Below are 24948 nucleotides of genomic sequence, written 5' to 3' on the forward strand. Positions count from 1 at the left end.
AGCGTGTGGCGTCCCGAAGAAAGGGCCTCCGTGCAGCTCGAAGCTCCAGGTGCCGTCGCTGTTCGCCCGGGTGCTTCCGGCGACCTCGCCGTCAATGGAAAGGAGGACCGTGCTGCCAGCCTCGGCCGTTCCGGAGATGACGGGGGTCTCGGTATCCACCACGGCGCCGTTGGCCGGCGTCAGCACCACCGGAGCCCCAGGCGCCACCGTGTCCACGCTGAAGGAGCGGGACGTGGAAGCGCTGGTATTGCCGACCGCGTCCGTCGCCCGGACCGTGACGGAGTGAGCCCCCTGCACCAGCGCGGTGCTCGGGGTGAAGCTCCAGTTCCCCGCGTCATCGGCCACGGTGGTCCTCACCACCCTCCCATCCAGGGAGATCGTGACGGTACTACCGGCCTCGGCTGTTCCGGAGATGACGGGTGTCTCGGTATTCACCAGAGCGCCACTGGCCGGCGTCAGCACCACCGGAGCCCCAGGCGCCACCGTGTCCACGCTGAAGGAGCGGGCGGTGGAGGCGGGGCTGGTATTGCCGGCCGCATCCGCCGCCCGGGCCGTGAGGGAGTGAGCCCCCTGCGCCAGCGCGGTGCCTGGAATGAAGCGCCAGCTCCCCGAACCATCGGCCACGGTGCTCCCCAGCACCGTCCCCTCCAGGGAGATCGTGACGGTACTGCCCGCCTCGGCCGTTCCGGAGATGGAGGGCGTGGCGGTATTCACCACGGCGCCACCGGCCGGCGTCAGCACCACCGGAGCCCCAGGCGCCACCGTGTCCACGCTGAAGGAGCGGGACGTGAAAGCGCTGGTATGGCCGGCCGCATCCGTCGCCCGGGCCGTGAGGGAGTGAGTCCCCTGCGCCAGCGCGGTGCCTGGAATGAAGCGCCAGTTCCCCGCGTCATCGGCCACGGTTGTCCCCACCACCTTCCCATCCAGGGAGATCGTGACGGTACTGCCCGGCTCGGCCGTTCCGGAGAGGGAGGGCGTGGCGGTATCCACCACCGCGCCACTGGCCGGCGTCAGCACCACCGGAGCCCCAGGCGCCACCGTGTCCACGCTGAAGGAGGGGGCGGTGGAGGCGGGGCTGGTATTGCCGGCCGCATCCGCCGCCCGGGCCGTGAGGGAGTGAGCCCCCTGCGCCAGCGCGGTGCTCGGAGTGAAGCGCCAGCTCCCCGCGTCATCGGCCACGGTGGTCCCCAGCACCGTCCCCTCCCGGGAGAGCGTGACGGTACTGCCCGCCTCGGCCGTTCCGGAGATGGAGGGCGTGGCGGTATTCACCACCGCGCCACTGGCCGGCGTCAGCACCACCGGAGCCCCAGGCGCCACCGTGTCCACGAAAAAGTACCGGGACGTGGAATATGGGCTGGTATGGCCGGCCGCATCCGTCGCCCGGGCCGTGACGAAGTGAGCCCCCTGCGTGAGCGCGGTGCTCGGAGTGAAGCGCCAGTTCCCCGAGGCATTGGCGGTGGCCGTCCCCGCCACCGTTCCCTCCAGGGAGATCGTGACGGTACTGCCCGGCTCGGCCGTTCCGGAGACGACGGGTGTCTCACTATTCACCCAGGCGCCGTTGGCCGGCGTCAGCACCACCGGAGCCCCAGGCGCCTCCGAGTCCACGGTGAAGGAGTGGGCGATGGAGTCGGGGCTGGTATTGCCGGCCACATCCTTCGCCCGCGCCGTGACGGAGTGAGTCCCCTGCGCCAGCGCGGTGCTCGGAGTGAAGCGCCAGCTCCCCGAGGCATCGGCCACGGTGCTCCCCAGCACTGTTCCCTCCAGGGAGAGCGTGACGGTACTACCGGCCTCGGCCGTTCCGGAGAGGGAGGGCGTGGCGGTATTCACCACGGAGCCACCGGCCGGCGTCAGCACCACCGGAGCCCCAGGCGCCACCGTGTCCACGCGGAAGGAGCGGGACGTGGAAGCGCTGGTATTGCCGGCCGCATCCGTCGCCCGGGCCGTGAGGGAGTGAGCCCCCTGCGCCAGCGCGGTGCTCGGAGTGAAGCGCCAGTTCCCCGCGCCATCGGCCACGGCTGTCCCCTCCACCGTCCCATCCAGGGAGATCGTGACGGTACTGCCCGGCTCGGCCGTTCCGGAGATGACGGGTGTCTCACTATTCACCCAGGCGCCGTTGGCCGGCGTCTGCACCACCGGAGCCCCAGGCGCCACCGTGTCCACGCGGAAGGAGCGAGACGTGGACGCGGGGCTGGTATTGCCGGCCTCATCCGTCGCCCGGGCCGTGAAGGAGTGAGCCCCCTGCGCCAGCGCGGTGCTCGGAGTGAAGCTCCAGTTCCCCGCGCCATCGATCACCGCGGCCACCGCTGGCCTGCCATCGAGGAAGATGGACACCCTGCTGCCCGCCTCGGCCGTTCCGGAGATGACGGGTGTCGCGGTATTCACCACGGCGCCACTGGCCGGCGTCAGCACCACGGGAGCCCCAGGCGCCACCGTGTCCACGGTGAAGAACCGGGAGGGGGAGTCAGGGCCGGTATGGCCGGCCGCGTCCGTCGCCCGGGCCGTGACGGAGTGAGCCCCCTGCGTGAGCGGGGTGCTGGGGATGACGCTCCAGTTCCCCGAGGCATGGGCGGTGGCCGTCCCCGCCACCTTCCCATCCAGGGAGATCGTGACGGTACTGCCCGCCTCGGCCGTTCCCGAGATGGAGGGCATGGCGCTATTCACCCGGGCGTCACTGGCGGGCGTCAGCACCACCGGGGCGTCAGGCGCCTCCGTGTCCACGATGAAGGAGCGGGAAGGGGCGTCAGGGCTGATATTGCCGGCCGCATCCTCCGCCCGCGCCGTGACGGAGTGGAGTCCCTGCGCCAGCGCGGTGCTCGGAGTGACGCTCCAGTTCCCCAGGTCATCGGTCGCGGCGGTCCACGCCGCCGTTCCATCCAGGAAGATGGTCACCGTACTGCCCACCTCGGCCGTGCCGGAGATGACGGGTGTCACGGTCTCCAGCATGGCGCCACTGGCGGGCGTCACCACCACCGGGGCCAGCAAGGGCGTCCCTTGCACGAGGAGCATCCGCCCACCGGGGATGGCGTTCGTGATGACCGTGAGGAAGTAGTAGCCACCCGGGACGGCCGGCACGGTGCCCGTCACCGAGGTGTCCGAGTAGTTCCCTCGGGACATTCTCGTCAGGGCGCCCCCCTCCACCGCCATCAGGCCGAGCATCGGGAAGTTGGTGGCGAAGCCTCTGGGTGCTCCCGCTGCTCGCCTCCGAGACTCCGCGGAAGCCGTTGCCGGTCAGGTGGATGACCGCCCCCGGTCTCGAGACCGTGGCCAGGAAACCGGGGCGCCACGCCTCGAGGGCTCCCGTGTCCTCATACACCTCCGCGCTGGCCAGAGGGCCGCCGTCGTTCGAGCCCCCGGTGACGAGCACCTGGCCCGAGGGCAGCAGCGTCGCCGTATGGCCCCCTCGGGGAGTGTTCAAGGACGCGCCACTGGAAATCCAGGTGCCAGTCCCGGGCTCATACTCCTCCACGCTGGCCAGGGAGCCGGTGCCGCTGAAGCTCCCGGCCACGAGCACCTTGCCCGAGGGCAACACGGTCGCCGTGGCGGAGACGTGGTTCGTGGCCGTGGCGCCGGCCAGGCGCCAGGTGCCCGTCGCGGGGTCATACACCTCCGCTCGCCCCAGGGGACTGCTGAGGGACTCGCCCCCGGCCACGAGCACCTTGCCATTGGGCAGCAGCACCGCCGTGTGGTTGTAGCGCGGGACCTCCATCTCGCCGGTCAAGACCCAGGTGCCCGTCCCGGGGTCGTACTCCTCCGAGATGCTTTCGTAGAAAAGGCCGTACCCCCCGGTGACGAGCACCCTGCCATTGGGCAGCAGCGTCGCCGTGTGACGGTCCCGGCCCCGCGTCAGGGAGCCGGTGGGAAGCCAGGTGCCCGTCGCGGGGTCATACACCTCCGCACTGGCCAGGGCGCCGCCGTTGACGCCGCCAGCCACGAGCACCCTGCCATCGTGCAGCAACGTCGCCGTGTGGCCTGCTCGAGGCGAGCCCATGGAGCCGGTGGAGGCCCAGGTGCCCGTCACGGGGTCATACACCTCGGCGCTGGCCAGGGTGCCGCTGCCGTGGGAGCCCCCGGCCACGAGCACCTTGCCCGTCGGGAGCAGCGTCGCCGTGTGCTTGGAGCGTGCAGTGGCCAGCGAGCCCGTGGAAGCCCAGGTGCCCGTCCCCGCGTCATACACCTCGGCACTGGCCAGGGCGCCGCTGCCGGAGTCGCCCCCGGCCACGAGCACCTTGCCCGAGGGCAGGACCGTCGCCGTGTGGCTGTTGCGGGCCGAAGCCAGAGCGCCGGTGGAAGTCCATGCACCCGCCCCGGGTTCATACAGCTCCACGCTGCTCAGCGGGTTGCCGTTGGAGCCCCCCGCGATGAGCACCGTGCCATTGGGCAGCAGGGTCGCCGGGACCTCGGCCCGGGCCCTGGCCAGGGAGCCGGTGGTCACCCAGGTTTCCGTCACGGGGTCATACTCCTCCGTCATCCCGGTGGAGAAGTAGCCGCTGTACCCCCCGGCGACGAGCACCTTGCCCGAAGGCAGCAGGGCCGCCGTGTGGCTGTAGTGCGAAACGGGCAGGGAACCGGTGGAAGCCCAGGTGCCCGTCGCGGGGTCATACACCTCCGCACTGGCCATGGCGCTGCCATTGTAGCCCCCGGCGACGAGCACCTTACCGGAAGGCAGCAGCGTCGCCGTGTGCTGGGTGCGGGCCGAAACCAGAGCGCCGGTGGAAGCCCAGGTGCCCGTCGCGGGGTCATACACCTCCGCACTGGCCAGAGCGTCGCTGCTGCGGCCGCCAGCAACGAGCACCTTGCCATCCCGCAGCAACGTCGCCGTGTGGCCGTTGCGCACACTGACCATGGAGCCGGTGGAAGCCCAGGTGCCCGTCGCGGGGTCATACACCTCCGCACTGGCCATGGCGCTGCCGTTGTAGCCCCCGGTGACGAGCACCTTACCGGAAGGCAGCAGCGTCGCCGTATGGCCGATGCGCGCACTGACCATGGAGCCGGTGGACGCCCAGGTGCCCGTCCCGGGGTCATACACCTCCACGCTGGCCATGGCGCCGCCGAAGTAGCCGCTGACGCCTCCAGCGATGAGCACCTTGCCATTGGGCAGCAGCGTCGCCGTGTGACTGTATCGGGCCGAGGCCAGAGCGCCGGCGGAAGCCCAGGTGCCCGCCGCGGGGTCATACACCTCCGCGCCGGCCAGAGCGTCGCCGAGGTTGTTGGAGCCCCCAACGACGAGCACCTTGCCCGACGGGAGCAGCGTCGCCGTGTGCTCGTATCGGGCCACCGCCATGGAGCGGATGGACCTCCAGCCCGCCATCATGACAGGGGCCGTCGTTCCCTCCAGCTCCAGGGGCTGGCCATTCAGCGTCAGCCGGTCCGGGTGCTCCCCGGTGGAAGGGTCCGCGGGGCTGCAGTGGAGCCACAGGAAGCCCAGCACCAGCGGCCAGAGCCTGGCCAGGAAGGAACGAGAAGCTCGGAGACGGCTGCCGTGAATCATGTCGGGTTCTCCTGAAGAGGCACGGCGAAGATGATGCCCCCCAGCCTGCTCCCGGCCGCCAGCCTCGGTGCATGATGACAGACGGTGTCTTGGGTTGGAAGAACTCGGTCCCCAGCGCGTCTTCCTCTCCGGGGACAGGCCTGTCACGCTCCGGCCATGGCTGACTTGATCCTCACCGGCGCCTCGCGCGGTATCGGCCACGCGCTGGCCCTCGTCCTGGCGGAGAAGCACGGAGCTCGCCTCGTCCTCGTGGCCCGGGACCGCGCCCGCCTCGGGGCCCTCGTCACCGCCATCGCGCAGAAGGGCGGACGCGCCATCGCCGTCCCGGGAGACCTCTCGTCACGGGCCGAGGCCCGCGCCCTCGGGCAGCGCCTCGCGGAGACCGTCACCCCGGGCGCGACGCTCATCCACAATGCCGGGCTGTGGCCGTCCAGGCGGAGCTCACCCCCGACGGGCTCGAGGCCGCCTTCGTCGTCAACCACCTCGCGCCGCTCGTGATGCAGCAGGCACTGCTCGAGGCCGGGCGCCTGCGCCGCATCCTGGTGGTGAGCGCCGGGTTGATCCTCAAGGGGCACTTCGACGCGGCCCGCACACCCACCGGTGCGGACTTCTCCGGCATCCGCACCTACTGCAACACCAAGCTGTGCTTCGCCCTCGCCATGCGCGACGTGGCGGCCGCCCACCCGGAAGCTCGATGTCGTCGTCCTCCACCCCGGCGTGGTGCGCACGGACCTCGGGGCGCGCACCGGGCCGATGGGCTGGTTGCTGTCGCTCGTGAAGCGCGGCTGGGAAGCCCCCGAGGTGTGTGCCGCGCGCCTCGCACGCATCCTCGCGCGCGAGCGCTGGTCCCCCGCTGGCGAGGCCCGCTGGCTCGTCGAGGAGCAAGAGCAGCCGTGGCCCGCCGTCGCCCAGGACGAGGCCACACGGCGCGCGGTGCGGGACACCACCGCCCACCTGCTCTCCTCCGCGTGACGCCTCTCCCTCCGCCCGAGGCCCGGCGTTCCGCTCCGCACCGGGCCACCCTTCACTCGTAGTCGACTACGAGTGGGGGGCCACCGATGCGGGACGGCTCAGCGCCGCGCGGGGCTCAGGAAGGGCCACACCAGCCCCAGCAGGACCGCCGCGCACACCAGGGCCAGCACCCAGGCGGCTATCTGGAAGAAACGGGCCGAGCTCTGGGCCGAGGCCACCAGCTCCGCCTTCGTGCCGCCAAAGACGCGGGTGGCGTTCACCTCCGGCGTCGCCCCTCCGCTCGCCAGGGAGCCCAGGACCACGACGTCCTGGCCCGCCTCGAAGCCGGTGTACCACTGGGAGCCCGTGGACGGCCTCGCGGGGTCCCACGCCCCCTCGTCCTTCTCGTCCCGCCACGAGGTGGGGCCCCGCTCGTCCAGTTCCCCGGGCTCCCCCGTGGCCGCGCCGAGCTGATAGTCCTCGTTGCGGATGCGGACCCGGCCCGAGCCGGTCTCCACCAGCAGGGACGGCGTGACGCGCTCCCTCACCCGCCACCGCGTCCGCGGGCTGCTCCCCGAGGTGTCCCGGTACGGCTCGAAATGGAGGTACGCCACGTAGCGGCGGAAGCGCACCGGGTTGTCGCTGGCGAGCTTCCCCGCCACCAGCACGGCCTCCCCCGGCGACTTTCCACCCAGGCTGGAAGCATCCAACACCGGGAGTGACTCCGCCTGTCCCGCCTCCTCCCCGGCCAGGTGCGAGGCGTACCCCAGGCCTCCGGCGAGCGCGCCGGACACCAGGGCCGCGAATCCCAACGCCAGCCACACCGCCTTGGAACGCCGTGGGTTTGAGGTCATCCCGGGGACGATGCCATGCTCTTCGAGAAAATCGCCTGGAATCACGCAACTCGCGCGGCGACCTCGCGATAATGCGGTCAGCGAAGCATTCCGGGCCCCTTTTTCGTGGCTCCGCCGGAGAACCTCCCATGCCCCCCATCCGCCGCTCCGACTCGAACCTCTACAGCAACTCGCGCAGCACCGGCATCGAGGTGAACAGGCAGCGGGCGACGACGGGCAACGGCTCCTCCAAGAGCGCGGTGAAGGAGAACCGCGTCACCACCTCGACGACCCGCTCCAACGAGAAGACGTCCACGACGACGAAGTCGAAGACGTACGACAACAAGAAGACCGGGACGCGGGACTCGTACGAGTACAAGGGCAAGGACACCCAGAGCACCGAGAAGAGCAAGGTCACCCCGCAGGGCACGACGACCCTCCTGTCCACGAAGGGCAAGGACTCGAAGCCCCTCTACGAGGCGGGCGGCGCCACCCTGGCCGAGGGCAAGGGCAAGCTGCCGGGCGGCGTCGACGTCAGCGGCAAGGTGACGGGGCCGAGCTTCAAGGTGGATGGTGAGGCGAACATCCAGGCCAAGGGCCTCAAGGGCGTCGACATCAACGTCAAGCTCGAGGTGGAGGCCAACCTCATCAAGGCCGAGGGCTCGGCCGAGAAGGAGTTCAAGTTCAAGGTCAACGGAGAGGACATCTCCGTCAAGGTGAAGCTGGGCGCCGAGGGGAACGTCGGCATCGACGGTTCCGTCAACCTCAAGGTGCACGTGGGCAAGGACGGCGTGTCCGTGACCGCCGGAGCCGAGGGCTTCGCGGGCGCCAAGGGCAGCCTGTCCGGTGAGATCACCACCACCATCAACGGCAATGAAGTGGCCAAGGGCAAGCTGGGCGTCACCGCGGCGGCGGGCGCCATGGCGGGCGCGGAGTTCGAGGCCGGCCTCACCCACTTCAAGGCCAAGGCCTATGCGGCCGTGGGCGTGGGCGTGGGCCTCGACGTCTCCGGCAACGTGAACGCGGGCAACCTGGCCCGTGAAATCCCCGGGATGCTCACCACCTGGGACGACTGAGCTAGCCGCCTCGGGCCAGCCAGCCCCATCCCACCGCGCCCAGGGCCGAGGTAGCGCACAGCGCCGCCACGGCCCGGCGCAGCAGGCGCACGTCCCCGGGGACGTCCGACAGGTAGTGCGACAGGGGCGCGGCGTAGAGCCACTCGGCCCTCGCCCGGGGGTGACGCCCCCGCTCCTCGAGCGTGACCAGCGCGCAGACGACGTCTCCCTCGTGCAAGGACCTCGAGTCCGGCGCCTCGCTGGAAACCTCCGCATTCCGTGGGAAGACGAGCGCGTAGTTTCCCGCGGAGAGCCGCACCCGCCCCTCCTCCGTCCGCAGCTCGAGCGCGGGGGTGGAAGCGCGCTCCCGCCAGGCCTCGAGGGGTGGCGGACAGCCGCAGGAAACGCCAGGCCTGGAGCGCGAGCAGGCCGGGGACGAGCACGAAAGCCGCCCCGAAGAGGTGCCGCCACATGCCCGCCAGTATGGCCTCAATCCCCTGATGCGTGCCTGACGGAAGGGCTACAATGTCCAGCGCCATGAATCCTTCCGAGCACGCCCAGCCAGGTCTGCAGCTCCTCGCACGACGCGAGTTCGCGGCGGCGGTCTCCGCCTTCGAGGCCGCCCTCCGCTCGCATCCCCAGGACGTGGACTGCTGGTTCGGCCTCGCCCGGGCCCAGCTCGCCCTGGGCCAGTCCGAGGCGGCCCGGAAGTCGCTCGCGCGCGCGGTGGCGCTCTCCCCCCAGCACCCGGCCGCGCGGGCCCTGAGCCTCTCGCTGGAGGATGATGGGGACAGCCCCCAGGTGCTCGAGCGGCTGGCGGGCCTCGCCCAGGCCGCGGGCGCCGGTTTCGTGGAGCACTACGCCCATGCGCAGGCCCTGCTGCGCCGGGGCATGGACGACGCGGCCTCCAAGGCCCTGCGCGCCGCGCTGACGATTCAACCCGAGAGCCCCCAGGCGCTGGTGGACCTGGGACAGGTGGCCCTGCGCCAGGGCCGGCCGGACAAGGCCCGCGAGGTGTTCCGCGTGGCCAGCGGGCTGGCGCCCGGCGAGTGGATGCCCCGGCTGCTGCATGCCCGCGCGCTCATGGCCCTGAAGGACTTCGCCCCGGCGATGACGGTGCTGACCGAGGCGGTGGCCGCCCACCCGCGCGAGGCGCCCCTGCATGAGGCGCGCTTCCAGTGCGCCCTCGTGATGGGCGAGCCCCAGAAGGCCGTCGAGGCGGCGCGGGCCCTCGAGGCCCTCAAGCCCGGGGATGCCAACCCCCTCTACCAGCGCGGACTGGCCCTGCTCACGATGGGGAACCTGCCCGAGTCGGCCCAGGCCCTCCAGGAGGCCATCCAGCGCGCGCCCGCGGCGGTGGAGCCCAAGCACGCGCTCGCCCAGGTGCGCACGGCACAGGGCCAGCAGGCCGAGGCGCTCGCGTTGCTGGAGGAGCTCCACCGCGCCGCGCCGCGGATCCTCGAGCCCATGTTGGACCTGTCCCGCCTGTACCTGGCGGAGGAGCGGGCCGCGGAGGCGGAGCGCGTGCTGCGCGCGCTGTCGGAGGAGCACCCGGACGAGCCCCGGGTGGGCCTCAATCTCGCGCTGGCGCTCTTCAACCAGGGCCGCAAGCCCGAGGCGCTGAAGGCCCTCGAGCCCGTCAAGGCCAGCGGCGACGCGGCCCTGGTGGAGCAGGCCCGGAAGCTGGAGGCGCAGATCCACGGGGCGCCCATGCGGCCGCCCATCATCCGGGGCTGAGCGTTTCAGCCGCAGGAGCCGCAGTCGCGCCGGCAGTTGTCGGGGCGATTGCCGGTGCCGCAGGACTCGCTGGGCTGGCAGATGCCGTCACCGCACGTGTAGATGTCCTGGGGGCGGAGCCGGGTGGTGAGGGACTGGTAGGTGACACCCTCAAAGGTGCACTGGGCGAAGTAGGAGCCCGTGGCGTCGTGCCGGCAGCGCCCGTGGCAGGTCCCCACATGGGTGAGCGGCGGGCACGCGTTGCCGCCCGAGAGCGCACAGGCGCGGAGGCTGCTCTGCGCCGGGGGCAGCAGGCCCTGGTCGTTTCCGACGAAGAGCCCCTCGCCATTGAAGAGGTTTCCGAAGAAGCAGCCCTCCCGGATGGTGAAGTCGCCCATCTCCGAGGACGTGGTGGGAATGGGCTGCCCCTGCGCGGTGGAGCCCAGGACGGAGATCTGGACGGTGCGTCCGTACTTGTTGGCGAGGGCCCCCAGGCACGCGGAGACGACCTGCTGCTCCGCCAGGGTCGCGGGCGAGCCGTTGGACCAGGCGGGTGCCAGTCCGAGGCCCCCATTCCAGACATAGGTGGACGTGCCATTCGAGTACGTCCGGGTCTGTCCGGCCGGGACGGAGCAATGGACCAGGTACTTCATGAACTGGTTGGACTCCGCCGGGTGCGCCTGGAACCAGGAGGAGAAGCTGGCGCTGGACAGGCCGTTGAAGGCCAGCCCATTGAAGGCGAGGCCGTTGAAGGCCAGTCCATTGAAGGCGAGGCCGTTGAAGGCCAGCCCATTGTCATCCTGGAGTTCTTGAACCTCCGTGCGGACAGCCTCCGCGGACGGGTTCGCGGGTTCGTCCACCGGGCCACAGCCCGCGGCGAGGACCAGCAGCATCACTCCGAGCAATTCGGTGGCTTTCATCATGTCTTCCCCCAAGCCCGGGAAAGTGGGCTCCAGAGGAAGTGTCGCCGTTTGGAGCCGTGCTGGTGCTTTGCGCACATTGGCTCCGTTTCCCGCGAACAGTCGCCGCGCGCTCTCGAACTCTCAGAGGCCGGAAGAGGCCCACGTCAGCCCGTCCGGCTCGGCAGCATGCTGAAGTCACTCCGGGCACTGCCGCCCACGCGCGCCAGCCAGCGCATGAAGCCCGGCGCGTGCTCGAAGAGCAGGTAGAAGGCCCCTAATGAGCGCGGCACGTCCACGATGGGCCGGCGCCGCTGGAGCCCATCCATGATGGCCCTCGCCACTTCATCGGGCGTCAGGGGCGGGACGAAGTCCGCCAGCCGGGGCATCCGCGACGAGGGCACGTGCTTGCCGAAGAACTCCGTCCCCGCCACCGTCCCGGGGCGCACGAGCATGACCTGCACGGGGGTGCTCCTCAGCTCCACCTGCAGCGTCTGCGAGTACCCGTCCACCGCCGCCTTCACCGCCGCATACGCCGCGGACGAGTTGCCCGCGAAGACGCGCCCCGCCGACGAGCCGATGTTGATGATGTGGCCCCGCCCCCGCGCCAGCATGGCGGGCAGCACCCGGTGCGTCGTGTAGACGATGGCATGGAAGCCCACCGCCATCGTCCGCTCCACGTCCTCCACGGACATGTCGAGCACGTTCTCCCACCGCACGAAGGCCGCGTTGTTGACGAGCACGTCGATGTGGCCCGCCTTCTCCAGGATGCCCGCGCACCACGTCTCCACCTGCTGGCGGTCCGACACGTCACAGCGGGAGAAGTGGAAGCGCTCGGGCCAGGGCGTCTCGGCCGCCCGCGCGGGGGCCGTCGCCAGGTGCTCCTCGGAGATGTCGCACACGTACACCGTGCCCCCGGCCGCCGCGAGCTGCCGCGCCGTCGCCCAGCCAATCCCCTGAGCCCCACCTGTCACCAGGCACACCTGGTCCTTCAGGAAGTCCTTCGTCATGGCAAGCCTCGTTTCATGAGCATCTTTTGTGCACCAGGGAAAGCCAACGGAAGCACGCTTCTTGCCAGCTAAGCTGGAATTATCCAGCACTCCAGTAAATAAACGCGGGTTATCCAGGATGTCGCGTAAGCGTCTTTTTCCGGACTTTCGGCCCCGGGCTTCGGCCCTCCTGACGGGCGGCTGTCCGGCGGAAGGCCCCCGGTTGTGACCCCCTCCCAGGGTGCTCACCGTGACGGACGTCGTCAGTGACAACACGAGGGGGGATCAGATGATGCGGACATGGATGCGGGCAGCGGGCCTGGGGCTCGCGCTGTGGGGGACGAGTGCCATCGCCCAGGAAGCCGGTCAGCGGCAGTGCAACCGGGCGGAGATAGGGCAGCTCGAGACCGAGGCCCGGGAAGCTCGCCGTGGCCGAGGGGTGCACGGACGTCAGCCAGTGCCGGACCGCTCCGGTGGGAGCCCAGGCCTGCGGCGGGCCGAGGGACTACGTCGTCTATTGCTCGGAGACGACGGACGAGAACGCGCTCCAGCGGGCGCTCAAGCGGCTCGAGCAGCGCGAGGAGCGGTTCAACCGGCAGTGTGACGTCGTCTCCATCTGCATCTTCGTCGCCGAGCCGCGGCTGGAGCTGGTGGGGGGCGTGTGCCAGGCGGCGGCCCCTCCGGCGGACACCCTCCCCTGATCGCCTGGCAGACAGGCTGGGCGGAGCCCTGAGCGGGCTCCCCCGGCGTCAGGTCACCCGGGAGACGTTTCGCTGCGGGTGTGGCATTCTCGCCCACGCCCGATGAGACAGACCACGGCCGCGGTGCTCCGTCCGACCGATCCTCCCGCCCCCCCGACGAGCGATGACGCCTCTTCCCCCGAGCCCTCCATCCGGCCCTGGGTGCTGCGGCTCTTCTTCCTCTCGGGGCTGTCGGGGATCCTCTTCCAGGTCCTCTGGACCCGTATCTTCACGTACCTGCTGGGAGGCACCACCCAGAGCGTGAGCGCCGTCATCACGGCCTTCATGCTCGGACTCGGGGTGGGCTCGTACGTCTTCGGCAGGCTCGTGGACGGCCCCTCCCGGCGGCCCCTGCTCCTCTATGGCGTGCTGGAGCTCGGCGTCGCCCTCAGCGGGCTCGCCGCCTTCTACGCCTTCCAGCACACCGGCGCGCTCTACGAGGCCCTGTACACCCGGGCCCCCCAGGCCACCGTCAAGTGGCTCGTCTTCCTCATCGCCTTCGTCTTCATCGCCATCCCCGCCACCCTCATCGGCGGCACGCTGCCCGCCATCGTCCGGCACGCGGTGACCCACGCCGAGGGCGTGAAGTCCGCGCTCGGCCGGCTCTATGCCATCAACTCCCTGGGCGCCTCCGCCGGCGCCATCCTCATGCTGGGACTGGTGTGGGCCATCGGCTACGAGGCCAGCTACCACGCCGCCCTCCTGCTCAACTTCGTCACGGGCATCGCCGCCCTGGTGATGGCGCGGAGGGAGGCACGGGGAGGACACACGGAAGTCCAACACCCTCACCCCGTCCCTCTCCCGGAGGGAGAGGGGAAATCCGGCGAGGGGAAGTCTGGGGCCGCGGCGCGCATCCTCCTGCCGGCCTTCGCCCTCTCCGGCTTCTGCGCGCTCGCCTACGAGGTCATCTGGTTCCGCACCCTCGACTTCCTCCTGCTGGGGAAGCTGGCCACCTTCGCCTGCGTCCTCTCCGTGTACCTGCTGGGCATCAGCCTCGGCAGCCTCGTGCTCAGCCGCTGGAGTCCCCCCGGTCTGAGTGATCTCCAGCTCTTCATCCTCTTCGAGCTCATCCTCGGACTGCTCGGGCTCATCACCCTGCCCGTGCTGTCGCTCGTCAGCCACGCGGGGCAACGGCCCCTCACCATCGCCACCGCCTTCCTCATGCTCTTCGGGATGACCCTCCTGCTCGGAGGCCTCTTCCCCCTGGCCGGCAAGCTGTACGCGGGGCCCCTGCGGCTGCTGGGGCGGACGGTCGGCAACCTCTACTCGGCCAATACGCTCGGCTCGGTGCTGGGCTCGTGCCTCACGGGCTTCGTCCTCATTCCGTGGGTGGGCACCTCGCACGCGCTCCTGCTCACCGCGGGGCTCAACCTGCTGATCGCCGCGAGCGTGGCAGGCCTGGCGCTCCGGCCGCTGCCCAGGCGCCCGCTCATGGTGGGGGTGGGGCTCGCGGCCGTGGGGCTGGTGGGCTGGTTCAGCGGGGACTGGCTCACGCGCTTCTACGAGCAGGCGGGGCTCCGGCCCGGCTTCCACATCATCGCCCAGAACGAGGGCAGCCTGCAGCCGGTGCTGGTGGCCGAGGACGCGCACGGGGAGCGGGTGCTCATGGGCGGCCCCTTCCAGTCCGGGGAGACGGTGCCCACGCGCCGCCAGACGCAGCGGCTGCAGGCCCACCTGCCCATGCTCGTGCACTCCAACCCGCGCCGCGTGCTGGAGATCGGCTACGGCGTGGGCGAGCTCGCCCGGACGCTGCAGCTCTACGAGCCCGAACTGCTGCACATCGCCGAGCTCGACGAGCACATGATTCCGATGGCCGAGCAGTACTTCGAGGCCCTCAACGAGAAGGCCAGCCAGCGCCCCAACGTGCGCGTGGACGTGATGGACGGCCGGCACTTCCTGAAGATGAGCCCCGACACGTACGACGTCATCATGTCGGACTCGATGATCCTCGCGAGCGAGGGCAGCCTGCGGCTCTACACGCAGGAGCACTTCCGCGAGGCGCGCCGGCACCTGAATCCCGGAGGCGTGGTGCTCGCGTGGCTGCCGCTCAACGCGGGCACCACCAAGGCGCTGGTCATCCTGAAGACGTTCCAGGAGGTCTTCCCGCAGAGCCTGCTGTGGCTGCCGCTGGGCCTCAACACGCAGGAGGCCTTCCTGCTCGGCTTCCGCGACGAGGCGAACATCGACTGGGAGGCGTGGCGGGAGAAGTTCGAGCGGGTGGCGCTGGCGGACCTGGAGGGCTTCGGCTGGGGAGATCCGGCCGTCTTCTTCGCCAGCTTCCGGGCCGGCCCCGAGCGGCTGGCGGAGATCGCCTCGCGCGTGCCGCTCATCAACCGGGACATGAACCCGGTGCTGGACTTCCTGCCGCAGGATCCGCCCCGGGAGATCGCCGCCACCGTCGAGCGGTTCGTCTCCCACGACCCGGCCTTCATCTTCGAGCACCTGCGCGCGGCCCCTGGCGGCCAGGAAGCACTGGAGTCCCTGCGCGCCAAGGTGCAGCGCGTCCACGAGGCGGACCAGCACTTCCTGCGGGGAGTGGCGGCCCTCGACGCGTTCGGCGCCCGGCCGCCCGCGGAGGTGCTGGAGAACGCCGGGTCCCTCACGGCCGACTTCCGCCGGGCGCTCGAGGTGTACCCGGCGCACCCGGCCGCCGGGGTGTGGACGGGGCAGGTGCTGGGACTGGCCGCCCGCGTGGAGCCTCCGCTGGAGCCCGGCCGTGCGCGGGCACTGCTCGAGGAGGCCGTCCGCCACAACCCCACGGACCTCGCCGCCACCGAGGCCCTCGCGCGCCTGGCGCTCCAGCGCGGAGATCAGGACGAGGCCCACAAGTACCAGGCGCGGATCCGCGCGCTCTCCCCCTACTCCCGGCTCGCCGCCGAGCATCCATGACCGCCCCGACGACGACGCTCAGCCGCTCCCGCTTCCGCTTCCTCTGCGCGCTCCTGTTCTGCACGGGCATGACGTCGCTCGTGTTCCAGATCATCTGGCTGCGCGGGTTTGGCATCATCCTCGGCAGCACCATCTATTCGATGTCGTGCGTCATCACCGTGTTCATGCTCGGTCTGGCGCTCGGCAGCTTCCTGATGTCCCAGCTCCTGAAGCGCGGCCGGTGGCTGGCGGCCCATCCGCTGGCGGCCTATGGCGGCGTGGAGCTGCTGGTGGGCCTCAGCGCCGTGCTCGTCACCTGGACGCTCTTCACGCACCAGGGCTTCTACCTGTCGCTCTCCGGTTCCCCCACGGCGCCGCTGCTGAAGCTGCTGGCCAGCCAGTTCACGGTCTGCGCCGCGCTCATCGCGGTGCCCACGACGCTCATGGGCATGACGCTGCCGCTGGTGAGCCAGCTCGTCACGGACCGCCGGCAGGTGTCCGCGCTCTACGGCATCAACACCATTGGCGGCGCCACGGGGAGCATCGTCGCCAGCTTCGTCCTCATCTACTACCTGGGCTGCATCCGGGCCGGTGTGGCCGCCGCGGTGCTCAATGGCCTCATCTTCTGCGTGGCCCTGCTGGCCAGCCGCTACTTCCCGCCCGTTCCAGTGGGGGCCGGGGACGAGGCCGAGGAGGGCGCCCCGGCGGCGGTCTCCGCGGAGGGCCGGCTGCTCAGCCGCCCGATGCTGCTGGCGCTCGCGGGCTTCTCGGGCTTCATCGCGCTGTCGTGTGAAATCACCTGGACGCGCTTCCTGTCGCTGGCGTTCGGCAACCGCGTCTACGTGACGAGCATCGCGCTGGCGCTCATCCTGCTCTTCATGGGCCAGGCGGCGCGCATGAGCAGCGTCCTGCTGCGCGGGCCCAATCCGCTGTGGCGCATCCTGCTCTACTCGTGCGCCTTCACGCTGATCTCCTTCTCGGCCGCGTTCCTGCTGGAGCGCCCGGCCCTGCAGGCGAGCAACCCCGGCCTCGTCGTCCTCTTCATCCTCGTCATGGTGGTGTTCCCCGCCACGGCGCTCGGGCTGCTCTTCCCGCTGGCGCTCGCCGCCCGGCCCGCCGGGGTGGAGAACCGGGCGAGCTGGGTGGGGCTCGTGTACGGCTTCAACACCCTGGCCAGCCTCGTGGGCTCGCTGGCCAGCGGCTACGTGCTCATCAACCTCATCGGCTCCAACGGCCTCATCGCCTTCAACTCGGCGCTGCTGGTGCTGTCCCTGCTGGGGCTGGTGTACGCCTTCCGCCAGCACTTCCGGCCCTCGGACCATGCCCTGGCCGCGGTGGCGGGCCTGAGCTTCCTCGCCATCATCCTGCCGCGCAGCACCGAGGTGCCGCCGGTGGTGGACACGAAGAACGCATTGGTGAGCAGCGAGGACGCGCACGGCATCTTCAGCGTGGTGCGCCTGGACGAGGGCCGGCTCCAGGTGCTCAACAACCGCACCCACCTCGTCTACCTGTACGGCGATCCCAGCACCCAGTACGTGCAGGAGTCCCAGGCGTACCTGCCCATCCTCTACGCGCCCCAGTTGGAGAAGGTGCTCAACATCGGCTCGGGCTACGGCATCACGGCGGGGGCGTTCTCGCGCGTCGCCGAGGTGCGCTCCATCGACGCGGTGGAGATCGTCCCGGCGCTCGTCGAGCACGCCAGCCTGTTCAGCCCGGGCAACCACCGCTACTTCGACAACCCGCGCATCCAGGTGCACGTCACCGACGGGCGGCACTTCCTGGCCACCACGCCCGAGCGCTACGACATCATCTCCGTCAACATGTCGGACCCGTACCTGCCGGGCTCCTCCAGCCTCTTCAGCCGCGAGTTCTACGAGATGGCGCGCTCGCGCCTGAAGCCGGGAGGCGTGCTGACGCAGCACATCTTCGGGCCGGACGTCGCGTCGCTGTACCACGGCATCCACGAGGTGTTTCCCCACGTGAAGGCCATTCCGGCCTATGGCGACGGGCTCACCCTCATCGCCTCGGCGGAGCCGCTGCGGCCGCACCAGCGCGAAATCTTCCTGCGCCAGTACGACGAGGGCCGGGCGCTGTTCGGGCCCATCGGCCTGGAGAACGGGCTCGCCGGTTTCGAGGAGCTGATCGCCCTGGGGGACGAGAAGCTCCAGGAGCTGGCCGCGCGCGCCCCGGAGTTCCAGAACAGCGACGACATGCCGGCCCTGGAGTTCCGCCGGCTGCCCGGCAAGCTGGGGCTCTTCTACTCCAACAACTGAGCGCGCCCCTGGCGCCTGGTTCGCTTGATATCCTGGAGCTCGACCTCCGATGAACGCGCCCAGACCCCAGAGCTGGCTGCTCGCGGCACTGCTGCTGCTGTGCGCCTGCACGCCAACACCCGAGCCACGGCTTCGGATGGGCACCATCCCCTGGCCCGGCAGCGAGCCCCTCTTCCTCGGGCAGCAGTTGGGCCTCATTCCCGCCCAGCGCGTGCACCTGGTGGAGTACAGGTCCTCCGCCCAGCTCCTGCGGGCGTTCCGCAATGGCGCCATCGACGCCGTGTCCGCCAGCCTCGAGGAGGTGCTGTCCCTCGAGCAGCTCGGTCATGATCCGAAGGTGGTGCTCGTGCTCGACGCCTCGCATGGGGCCGACTGCCTGATGGTCCGGCCCGGTGTGACGTCCCTCTCCGGGCTCGCGGGCCAGCGGATCGGCTCCGAGGAGTCGCTCCTCGGGATGTACATGCTCACCCGCGTGCTCGAGCAGGCCGGGCTGCGGCGCGAGGACATCCGGCTGGAGCTCAGCCCCCTGGAGACCCATGCCGAGGCCTGGCAGCGGGGCGAGCTGGACGCGGTGGTGACCTTCGAGCCGTACTGCCAGCGGCTCGCGGCCGTGGGCGCGCACAAGCTCTTCGACAGCGCGAGCATCCCCGGGGAGATCGTCGACGTGCTGGTGGTCCGCAAGGACTTCCTCGAAGCGTGGCCGCGGCAGGTGGACGCGCTGCTGCGCGGCTGGTTCGCCACGCTCGCCTGGAAGCAGCAGCACCCCGAGGAGGCGATGCAACGGATGGCGGGACGGCTCGGCCTGGAGCCGCGGCGGCTCCAGGAGGCCCTGTCCGGCGTGCGGTTCATGGACGCGCCCGCCCAGCGGGCCCTGCTCACCGGCGCGCGGCCGGGCCTGCAGGACACCATCGAGCGGATGGGCGCGCTGCTGCGGCACCACCAGCTCCTCCCAGGGCTCCCGGGGAGGACGGAGTCCGCGCGGATGCTCGATGCCGCGCCACTGCTGCGGGTGTCACCATGAAAGCCCCTGTCCCCGCCCAGCGCGCCGGGTGGCACCGGTTGTTGTCCATGCGGGTGCTCGTCCCGCTGCTGCTGCTCGCGTATGCGTGCTTCTTCGGCATCTACACCCTGCATCGCGACATGGCGCACCGCGAGCAGCAGGTGGAGGAGCACGTGCGCGAGGACATCACCCTGCGGATGACGCACCTGCAGGGGACGCTCGAGTACCTGCTGCGCACCGGGCAGCTCGAGGCCGTGCGCGAGGAGCTCGCGGAGCTGGGCTCCAATCCGGACCTGACGGTGGGCCTGATCCTGGACGACCAGCGCACCGTGCTGGCCTCCACCCGGCTCGCGTTGATCGGCCATCCGGTCTGGGAGGCGTGGCCGGAGCTCATCCGTCCGGAGGCCCTCGTCCGCATGAAGGCCGCGCGGGTGCGGATGAGCGGAGACGTGCGGGTGAGCGAGGACGGCTCCCGGGTGGAGGGCTATTACCCCCTCCAGCTCAACCCGGAGTCCCAGGGGGCACGGGTGGGCATCCTCTACCTCCAGCATGACCTGTCGCAGCTCAAGGCCGCGCAGCGCTACCGGGCCGAGCGCTCCGCGCTGCGCTCGAGCCTCCTGCTGGTGCTGATCGCCGGGTTGCTGGGGCTGTTCTTCCACTTCGCGCTGGGGCGGCGTGTGCGGCGCCTGGAGGCGGTGGCCCGCCAGCTCGCCGCGGGGGAGCTGCACGCACGCGCCGGGTTGCGCGGGGTGGACGAGGTGGGAACGCTGGGCCGCGCCTTCGACGAGATGGCCGAGCGCCTGAGCCAGGACCAGGAGGCCCTGCTGCGCTCGGAGGCCAGCTTCCGCACCCTCATCGAGCGCTCGCCGGACGCCATCTTCGTCCACCGCGAGCGCACGCTGCTCTTCGCCAACCCCGCGGCCGTCACCCTGCTGGGCCATGCGCGCGAGGAGGAGCTGCGGGGCCTGGCGGTGGAGGAGCTGCTCATGCCCGGCGAGCAGGATCCACTCGCCGAGACGTCCCTGCCCGGCTCGGCGCGGGAGGTGCGCTTCCGGCACCGGGGTGGCCAGCAGGTGCTGGGCGAGGTGGTGACGTTCTCCATCCCGTTCGACGGCCAGCCGGCGGTGGTGTCCATCGCGCGCGACATCACCGAGCGCAAGCAGGTGCAGGAGAAGCTGCGCACCACCGATCGCATGGTGTCGCTCGGCACGCTGGCGGCGGGCGTGGCCCACGAACTCAACAACCCCATCTCCTACGTGCTGAGCAACCTGCGCTTCGCGGTGGATGAGCTGGGCGAGGCGGGCGAGGCGGGCAAGCCGCTGTCGGACGAGCAGGCGCAGGAGGTGCAACAGGCGCTGCGCGAGGCGCTCGAGGGCGGCGAGCGCATGCGCAACATCGTGCATGACCTGCGGAGCTTCTCGCGCCGGGAGGACGAGCACCTGGGCCCGGTGGACATCCACGCGGTGCTCGACTCGTGCGCGAGCCTGGCCCGGACCGCGATCCGCCACCGGGCGCAGTTGGTGAAGGAGTACGGAGAGGTGCCGCGGGTGCTGGCCAACGAGTCGCGGCTCGGGCAGCTCTTCCTCAACCTGCTCGTCAACGCGGGGCAGGCCATTCCCGAGGGGGATGCGAAGGGCCACAGCGTCCGCGTCACCACGGCGCGCGTGGATGCGGGGTGGGTGGTGGTGTCGGTGCGGGACACGGGCGTGGGGATTCCGCCGGAGAACCTCCAGCGGCTGTTCAAGCCCTTCTTCACCACCAAGCCGGTGGGAGTGGGAACGGGGCTGGGCCTCTCCATCTGCCACGGCATCGTCACGGCGATGGGAGGGCGCATCGAGGTGTCGAGCGAAGTCGGCAAGGGCACCACCTTCCGCGTCTACATGCCCGTGGCCGAGAAGGGTGAACAGGCCACCCGCGGAGCGAAGACCACCGGATGAGCCCTCCCCTGCCCGCGGAGAACCGGACCGCCGCGAAGGCCCTGGCCGTGGGCCTGGGGGTCCTGCTGGCGGCGCTGGTGATGGCGCGCGGCTTCATCGCCCTGCTCGAGCGCACCACGAGCCCGGACACCCGGGCCCGTCTCACCGAGGGGGCCGGCCGCGTCCGGGACTTCCTCGGGGTGCTGCCGGACATCGCCGCGAGGGAGGACGCGGCGCTCGTCTTCGGCTCGTCCCTCATCCAGCACGGCTTCTCGCCGGAGGTGTTCGAGGCCCACCTGCGAGGGCCGCGTGTCACCGCCTACAACCTGGGCTTCCCGGGAGTGGAGCCGGAGGTGCAGCGGCTGCTGGCGCGCCGGGTGGCGGAGGCCTTCCAGCGCAGGGGCCATCGCGCGCGGCTGACGGTGGTGGAGTTCACGCCCCTGCAGGCCACCCTGGCGCGCGGACAGGCCTCGCGCTTCCGCGAGCTGGCCCAGGTGAAGCAGGCGCTGCTGGCCACGCCGGGCGAGCTGGCGGAGACGGCGCTGCGCTCACCGGAGGAGGCCTCGCACCTGGCGGCGCTGCAGGCGCTGGGTGGAACATCGCCCCTGGCCGTCACCTCGCTGCTGGAGCACCAGCTCTTCGACGGGCTGGAGCCCGAGGCGTTGGATGACGGGCGCAAGGCCCTGGCCGCACGCCTGCGCGCCGGGAGGGAGCGGGCGGAGGGGCGGCGCGTGCCGGAGTGGGACCCGGTGCGCCGGGGCGAGGCGCGCCTCCTGTACGACGAGACGCGCGAGGACTACCTCGCCTGGGCCCGGATGCGCTCGGCGCCGGAGGTGATGGAGGAGGATCTGGCGTGGCGGGTGGAGTCGAGCGACCTGCTGGAGCTGCGCTTCGACGAGGGCAAGGTGGCCGCCTTCGGGGAGGCGCTGCGGACGTTGGCCGGCGTGTCCGAGCGCACCGTGCTGCTGCTGGCGCCACGCAACAGGGCCTGGGTGCGGCTGACGCCCGAGGGCCGCGCCCGGCTGGCCGAGGTGGTGGCCCGGCTCTCGCGGGAGGCGGGCGTGCCGGTGGTGGACCTGTCGGAAGCGCCCGGATTCACCGCCGAGGACTTCGTCGACGTGACGCACCTCAACGAGTCGAGCGGCCGGCCCAAGCTGTCGCGCCGGCTCGCCGAGGTGCTCTCGCCCGCCGCGCCTCCGCTGGCCGACCCCGGCACCCCGTGAGCCGGGGGCCTACTTCCGCGCCAGGGCGAAGTCGAAGCGGATGACCACCGAGTCCCCCACCTTCAGGGTGCCCAGCATCAGGGTGGGCGGGCGCACGCCCCAGTCGGTCATGCGCAACAGGTACCGGCCCTGCACGCGCAGCTTCCCCGCGGGCGCGGACGTGGCATGGGCCACCAGATCGATCGGCCGCGTCACTCCCGCCATCGTGAGCTCGCCGCGGATGCGCAGGGGCACCTGACCATCCTTCGCGGCCCCCGCCTCGTAGCCACTCATCCGGAAGCGGATGGTGGGGTGCTGCGCCATCAGCAGGGCGCCATACATGTGCTCGTTCATCGTCCCGTTGGCGCAGTCGAGCTTGCTGGTGGGAATCTCCAACCGCACCTCGCGCAGCGCCCCGGTCAGTTGCTCGAGCGTGAGCTCACCGCCGGCCTCTCCCGGGGTGAACCGGGCCTCCATCCCCTTCGCCTGGCAGGTGAAGTCGCGCACCGTGGACTTGCCGTCGATGGCCAGCTCGCCACTTGGCAACAGCTCCACGTTCGACTGCGCGGCGGCCATCCCCGGCCACGCCAGCGCCATCATGAAAATGGGAACAAGGCGTTTCATGGTTCGACTCTCCTCTCGTTGTCCGGCAGGGGCGGCTTGAGCTCGAGCACCAGTTGCCCGGCGACGGGCACCTGGGACTCGATGCGCACCGGCAGCCGGCGTGCATCATCGGTGAGGTACAGCCGCAGCAGGCCCCGGCCACCGAAGCGCTCGGGGTCTCGCACCTCCATCTCCACCACCACGGTGGAAAACTCTCCGGCCGGTACGCGCAGAGGCTCTCGCCGCAGCACGCGCACCACCACCGGGTTGCGCCGCGCATCGAAGTGGCGATCCAACCGGTGGACGACCCCCGGGGTGAGCGCCATCGTGCGCAGCGCATAGAGGAAGGACAGCTCGTCCAGCGGCTCCAGCGAGCTGCTCCGTCCCTTCGTGGCGGCCCGCTCCCAGCGCTGGTCGTCGGGGAAGATCTCCACCCGCTCTCGCACGGTCTTGAGCGGGACGCGCTCATCCACCTCGTAGCGCAGCGCCGTCATGCGCCGGGCGCTCAGCCACGAGCGCGAGTGGTGCTGGATGTGGAAGGGCCCCACTGTGGTCTCGAAGTCGAAGCGCAGCAGCACCACCGGCTCCGCACGCAGCGGCTGGGCGGGCTGCACGCGCAGCCACCCCGTCCCACTCCGCCCATGCTTTCCCAGCGAGACCTGATAGGCGAGCACCTCTCCTTCGGTGAAGGGCCGCTCGCCACCGGCCTGGGCCTCCTGGGCGCGAGCCGCCGGAGCCAACCCTCCCAGCGAGAGGAGCAGGAGCGCCGCCCGGAGAAGGCCCGCGGGGCGGCTGCTGCTCCATTGAGGGGGATTGGGCATCGGGGTCTCCATCGGGTACGCCCCTCTCTCCTTACAAGCCATGTGCCGTGAAGGCCCTCGCGGGGAGGCGCGCCCCTCGTGGTGCAAGTCCTGCGCGGCGAGAAGTGCCCGCGCAGATGGTGCAGGCCGTGAACCCCTCCTCCACCTGGAAGGAGTGTTGGCGCGCACCTTGCTCTGTCCTCACGGCATGAGGCGGCTGGTCCAAGCGCCACCGAGCACTCCGGGTGCTCGACCAGAGCCGTGGAGAGCACGGCGCGGAGAGGTAGACACCATGAAGCTCAAGAATCTGGCAGCAACCCTGGCCGCCGCACTCCTGGGAGTCTCGGGCGTGGCCCAAGGCGCCGAAGTCCTCCGGACCGAGAACGCGAGCATGAACGTGGGAGGCCGGTTGCAGCTCCTCGGCTTCGCCCAGAAGCTCGACGACGGAGCGCGCAACGACGAGCGGCTCTACCTCTTCCTCAAGCAGGGACGGCTCACCCTCTCGGGCAACGTGGACGATTGGCGTTACGGGGTGATGCTCGCCTTCGGTGGTGAGGACGAGATCAAGGCGCCCACCCCGGGCATCTCGCTGGGCCTGCTGGACATGTACGTGGACATCCCGGTGAAGGTGCTCGGGAACTCGTACGTGAGGGTGGGCCAATTCCGGGTGCCGTACGGCCGCGAGCGCCTGACCGAGTCGGGCACCCTGCTCTTCGCGGACCGGTCGATCCAGAACCTCGCCTTCCGGGTGGGCCGGGACGTGGGCGCGACCTTTCACACCCAGGCGGGCCCCGTGGTGGCGGGCCTCGGCATCTTCACGGGCGGCGGCCGGGACATCCCCGAGCGCTACCTGCCGCAGACCCTCGGCACCCCCATGGTGGTGCTGCGCGCGGGCGTCGACACCGGCATCGGCGAGGACGTCTTCGCGACCCGCGACCTCCAGGCCATGCCCGACAAGCTCCAGATGGCCTTCTTCGTGAACGGCCTCTACGTGAAGGACTCGCTGGTGGGCCACTCGACGGTGTTCAACACCAAGTCGTCGGAGAAGCCGCTGCTCATCAACGGCAACTGGAACCCGTTCGTCGCCCAGGCGCCGTTCAACCTCGGCAGTCTGTGGCAGGCGGGAGCCGACGTCGCGGCGCGCGCGCCCGTGGGCCCCGGCGTGCTGTCGGGTGAGGTGGAGGCCAACCTCGGCGTCTACCAGAATCTCTACGGCAGCATCCGGGTGGCGGGTGGCCGGGCACAGGTGGCCTACCAGTGGAATCCGGTGCAGGTCGCGCTCCGGTACGCGCTCGTGCTCCCGGACGAGCGATTCGCCGTGGGCGAGGCGCCCATCACCGGCAGGCGCTCGATGCAGGAGGTGACTCCGTCGCTGACCTACTCGTTCAAGGGCTTCGGCGCGAAGATCATCGCGGACCTGCCCATCCAGCTCGGAGCCCCGGTCATCTTCGAGGAGGCGGTCGGCTCGTACGTCCTCACCGAGCAGCCGGACCAGACCACCCTGCTCAAGAAGGGCGCGCCCATCTCGCGGCAGAACGTCGTCGCCGCGCGGTTGCTGGTCCAGGCGAGCTTCTGACACCTGCCGGACACCCCCGGAGGGTGGCTTTTGCCGGCC

At 70.8% G+C, this 24948-nt stretch carries 18 protein-coding genes and 1 pseudogene; 11 read left to right on the forward strand and 8 right to left on the reverse strand.

Annotated elements, in window-relative coordinates:
* Positions 1–45: 45 nt before the first annotated feature.
* A pseudogene (locus tag ACN28I_RS14595) lies at positions 46–2943 on the reverse strand (Ig-like domain-containing protein); the annotation flags it as partial.
* On the reverse strand, positions 2840–5488 hold the full coding sequence (locus ACN28I_RS14600; RefSeq protein ID WP_420942641.1) for a Kelch repeat-containing protein: 2649 nt from the start codon (positions 5486–5488) through the stop codon (positions 2840–2842). The pseudogene ACN28I_RS14595 and the gene ACN28I_RS14600, both read right to left, overlap by 104 nt.
* 156 nt (positions 5489–5644) lie before the next feature.
* Between ACN28I_RS14600 and ACN28I_RS14605 the strand changes: the two genes are divergently transcribed.
* Positions 5645–5986 carry an SDR family NAD(P)-dependent oxidoreductase gene (locus ACN28I_RS14605; protein ID WP_420942642.1) on the forward strand — a complete coding sequence of 114 codons (342 nt, stop codon included), beginning with the start codon at positions 5645–5647 and terminating at the stop codon, positions 5984–5986.
* Positions 5987–6205: 219 nt separating this feature from the next.
* Positions 6206–6460 (forward strand): hypothetical protein, encoded by a 255-nt coding sequence (locus ACN28I_RS14610; RefSeq protein WP_420942643.1) that lies wholly within the window; start codon positions 6206–6208, stop codon positions 6458–6460.
* A 98-nt stretch (positions 6461–6558) separates the two neighbouring features.
* Here the strand turns inward: ACN28I_RS14610 and ACN28I_RS14615 are convergent, their stop codons facing one another.
* Positions 6559–7293 (reverse strand): hypothetical protein, encoded by a 735-nt coding sequence (locus ACN28I_RS14615; protein ID WP_420942644.1) that lies wholly within the window; start codon positions 7291–7293, stop codon positions 6559–6561.
* Between the two features lie 128 nt (positions 7294–7421).
* Here ACN28I_RS14615 and ACN28I_RS14620 point away from each other — a divergent pair, with 128 nt between their 5' ends.
* Positions 7422–8348 (forward strand): transporter, encoded by a 927-nt coding sequence (locus ACN28I_RS14620; protein ID WP_420942645.1) that lies wholly within the window; start codon positions 7422–7424, stop codon positions 8346–8348.
* A 1-nt stretch (position 8349) separates the two neighbouring features.
* On the opposite strand, the gene ACN28I_RS14625 is transcribed toward ACN28I_RS14620, so the two are convergent.
* Positions 8350–8646 (reverse strand): hypothetical protein, encoded by a 297-nt coding sequence (locus ACN28I_RS14625; RefSeq protein ID WP_420942646.1) that lies wholly within the window; start codon positions 8644–8646, stop codon positions 8350–8352.
* A 218-nt stretch (positions 8647–8864) separates the two neighbouring features.
* On the opposite strand from ACN28I_RS14625, the gene ACN28I_RS14630 reads away from it, so the two are divergent.
* Complete coding sequence (locus ACN28I_RS14630; protein WP_420942647.1) at positions 8865–10064, forward strand: tetratricopeptide repeat protein; 1200 nt, start codon at positions 8865–8867, stop codon at positions 10062–10064.
* 5 nt (positions 10065–10069) lie between these two features.
* Here ACN28I_RS14630 and ACN28I_RS14635 read toward each other — a convergent pair whose 3' ends face one another.
* Entirely contained in the window at positions 10070–10966 is an 897-nt protein-coding gene (locus ACN28I_RS14635) for a hypothetical protein (RefSeq protein ID WP_420942648.1), read from the reverse strand.
* A 143-nt stretch (positions 10967–11109) separates the two neighbouring features.
* Positions 11110–11952, reverse strand: a complete 843-nt coding sequence (locus tag ACN28I_RS14640) for an SDR family NAD(P)-dependent oxidoreductase (protein WP_420942649.1) — start codon at positions 11950–11952, stop codon at positions 11110–11112.
* Between the two features lie 407 nt (positions 11953–12359).
* Here ACN28I_RS14640 and ACN28I_RS14645 point away from each other — a divergent pair, with 407 nt between their 5' ends.
* The 6 genes from ACN28I_RS14645 (at position 12360) to ACN28I_RS14670 (ending at position 21951) form a co-directional block, all read left to right on the forward strand.
* Positions 12360–12632 (forward strand): hypothetical protein, encoded by a 273-nt coding sequence (locus ACN28I_RS14645; protein ID WP_420942650.1) that lies wholly within the window; start codon positions 12360–12362, stop codon positions 12630–12632.
* A 102-nt stretch (positions 12633–12734) separates the two neighbouring features.
* Positions 12735–15560, forward strand: coding sequence for an MFS transporter (locus ACN28I_RS14650; RefSeq protein ID WP_420942651.1), 2826 nt, complete (start codon positions 12735–12737; stop codon positions 15558–15560).
* Positions 15557–17812: a fused MFS/spermidine synthase gene (locus ACN28I_RS14655; RefSeq protein ID WP_420942652.1), complete on the forward strand. Its 2256-nt coding sequence runs from the start codon at positions 15557–15559 to the stop codon at positions 17810–17812. Before ACN28I_RS14650 ends, ACN28I_RS14655 begins: the two co-directional genes overlap by 4 nt.
* Positions 17813–17861: 49 nt before the next feature.
* The gene (locus ACN28I_RS14660; protein WP_420942653.1) at positions 17862–18833 is read left to right on the forward strand and encodes an ABC transporter substrate-binding protein; all 972 of its coding nucleotides are present in this window, start codon (positions 17862–17864) and stop codon (positions 18831–18833) included.
* Entirely contained in the window at positions 18830–20749 is a 1920-nt protein-coding gene (locus tag ACN28I_RS14665; RefSeq protein WP_420942654.1) for an ATP-binding protein, read from the forward strand. The genes ACN28I_RS14660 and ACN28I_RS14665 overlap by 4 nt, the downstream gene beginning before the upstream one ends.
* Positions 20746–21951, forward strand: a complete 1206-nt coding sequence (locus ACN28I_RS14670; RefSeq protein WP_420942655.1) for a hypothetical protein — start codon at positions 20746–20748, stop codon at positions 21949–21951. Before ACN28I_RS14665 ends, ACN28I_RS14670 begins: the two co-directional genes overlap by 4 nt.
* 9 nt (positions 21952–21960) lie before the next feature.
* On the opposite strand, the gene ACN28I_RS14675 is transcribed toward ACN28I_RS14670, so the two are convergent.
* On the reverse strand, positions 21961–22554 hold the full coding sequence (locus tag ACN28I_RS14675; protein ID WP_420942656.1) for a YceI family protein: 594 nt from the start codon (positions 22552–22554) through the stop codon (positions 21961–21963).
* Positions 22551–23366 carry a DUF3108 domain-containing protein gene (locus ACN28I_RS14680; RefSeq protein ID WP_420942657.1) on the reverse strand — a complete coding sequence of 272 codons (816 nt, stop codon included), beginning with the start codon at positions 23364–23366 and terminating at the stop codon, positions 22551–22553. The genes ACN28I_RS14675 and ACN28I_RS14680 overlap by 4 nt, the downstream gene beginning before the upstream one ends.
* Positions 23367–23625: 259 nt before the next feature.
* Between ACN28I_RS14680 and ACN28I_RS14685 the strand changes: the two genes are divergently transcribed.
* On the forward strand, positions 23626–24909 hold the full coding sequence (locus ACN28I_RS14685; RefSeq protein ID WP_420942658.1) for a porin: 1284 nt from the start codon (positions 23626–23628) through the stop codon (positions 24907–24909).
* Positions 24910–24948 lie beyond the last annotated feature (39 nt).

The organism is Archangium gephyra, from assembly GCF_049060025.1.
GTDB lineage: Bacteria > Myxococcota > Myxococcia > Myxococcales > Myxococcaceae > Archangium > Archangium gephyra_A.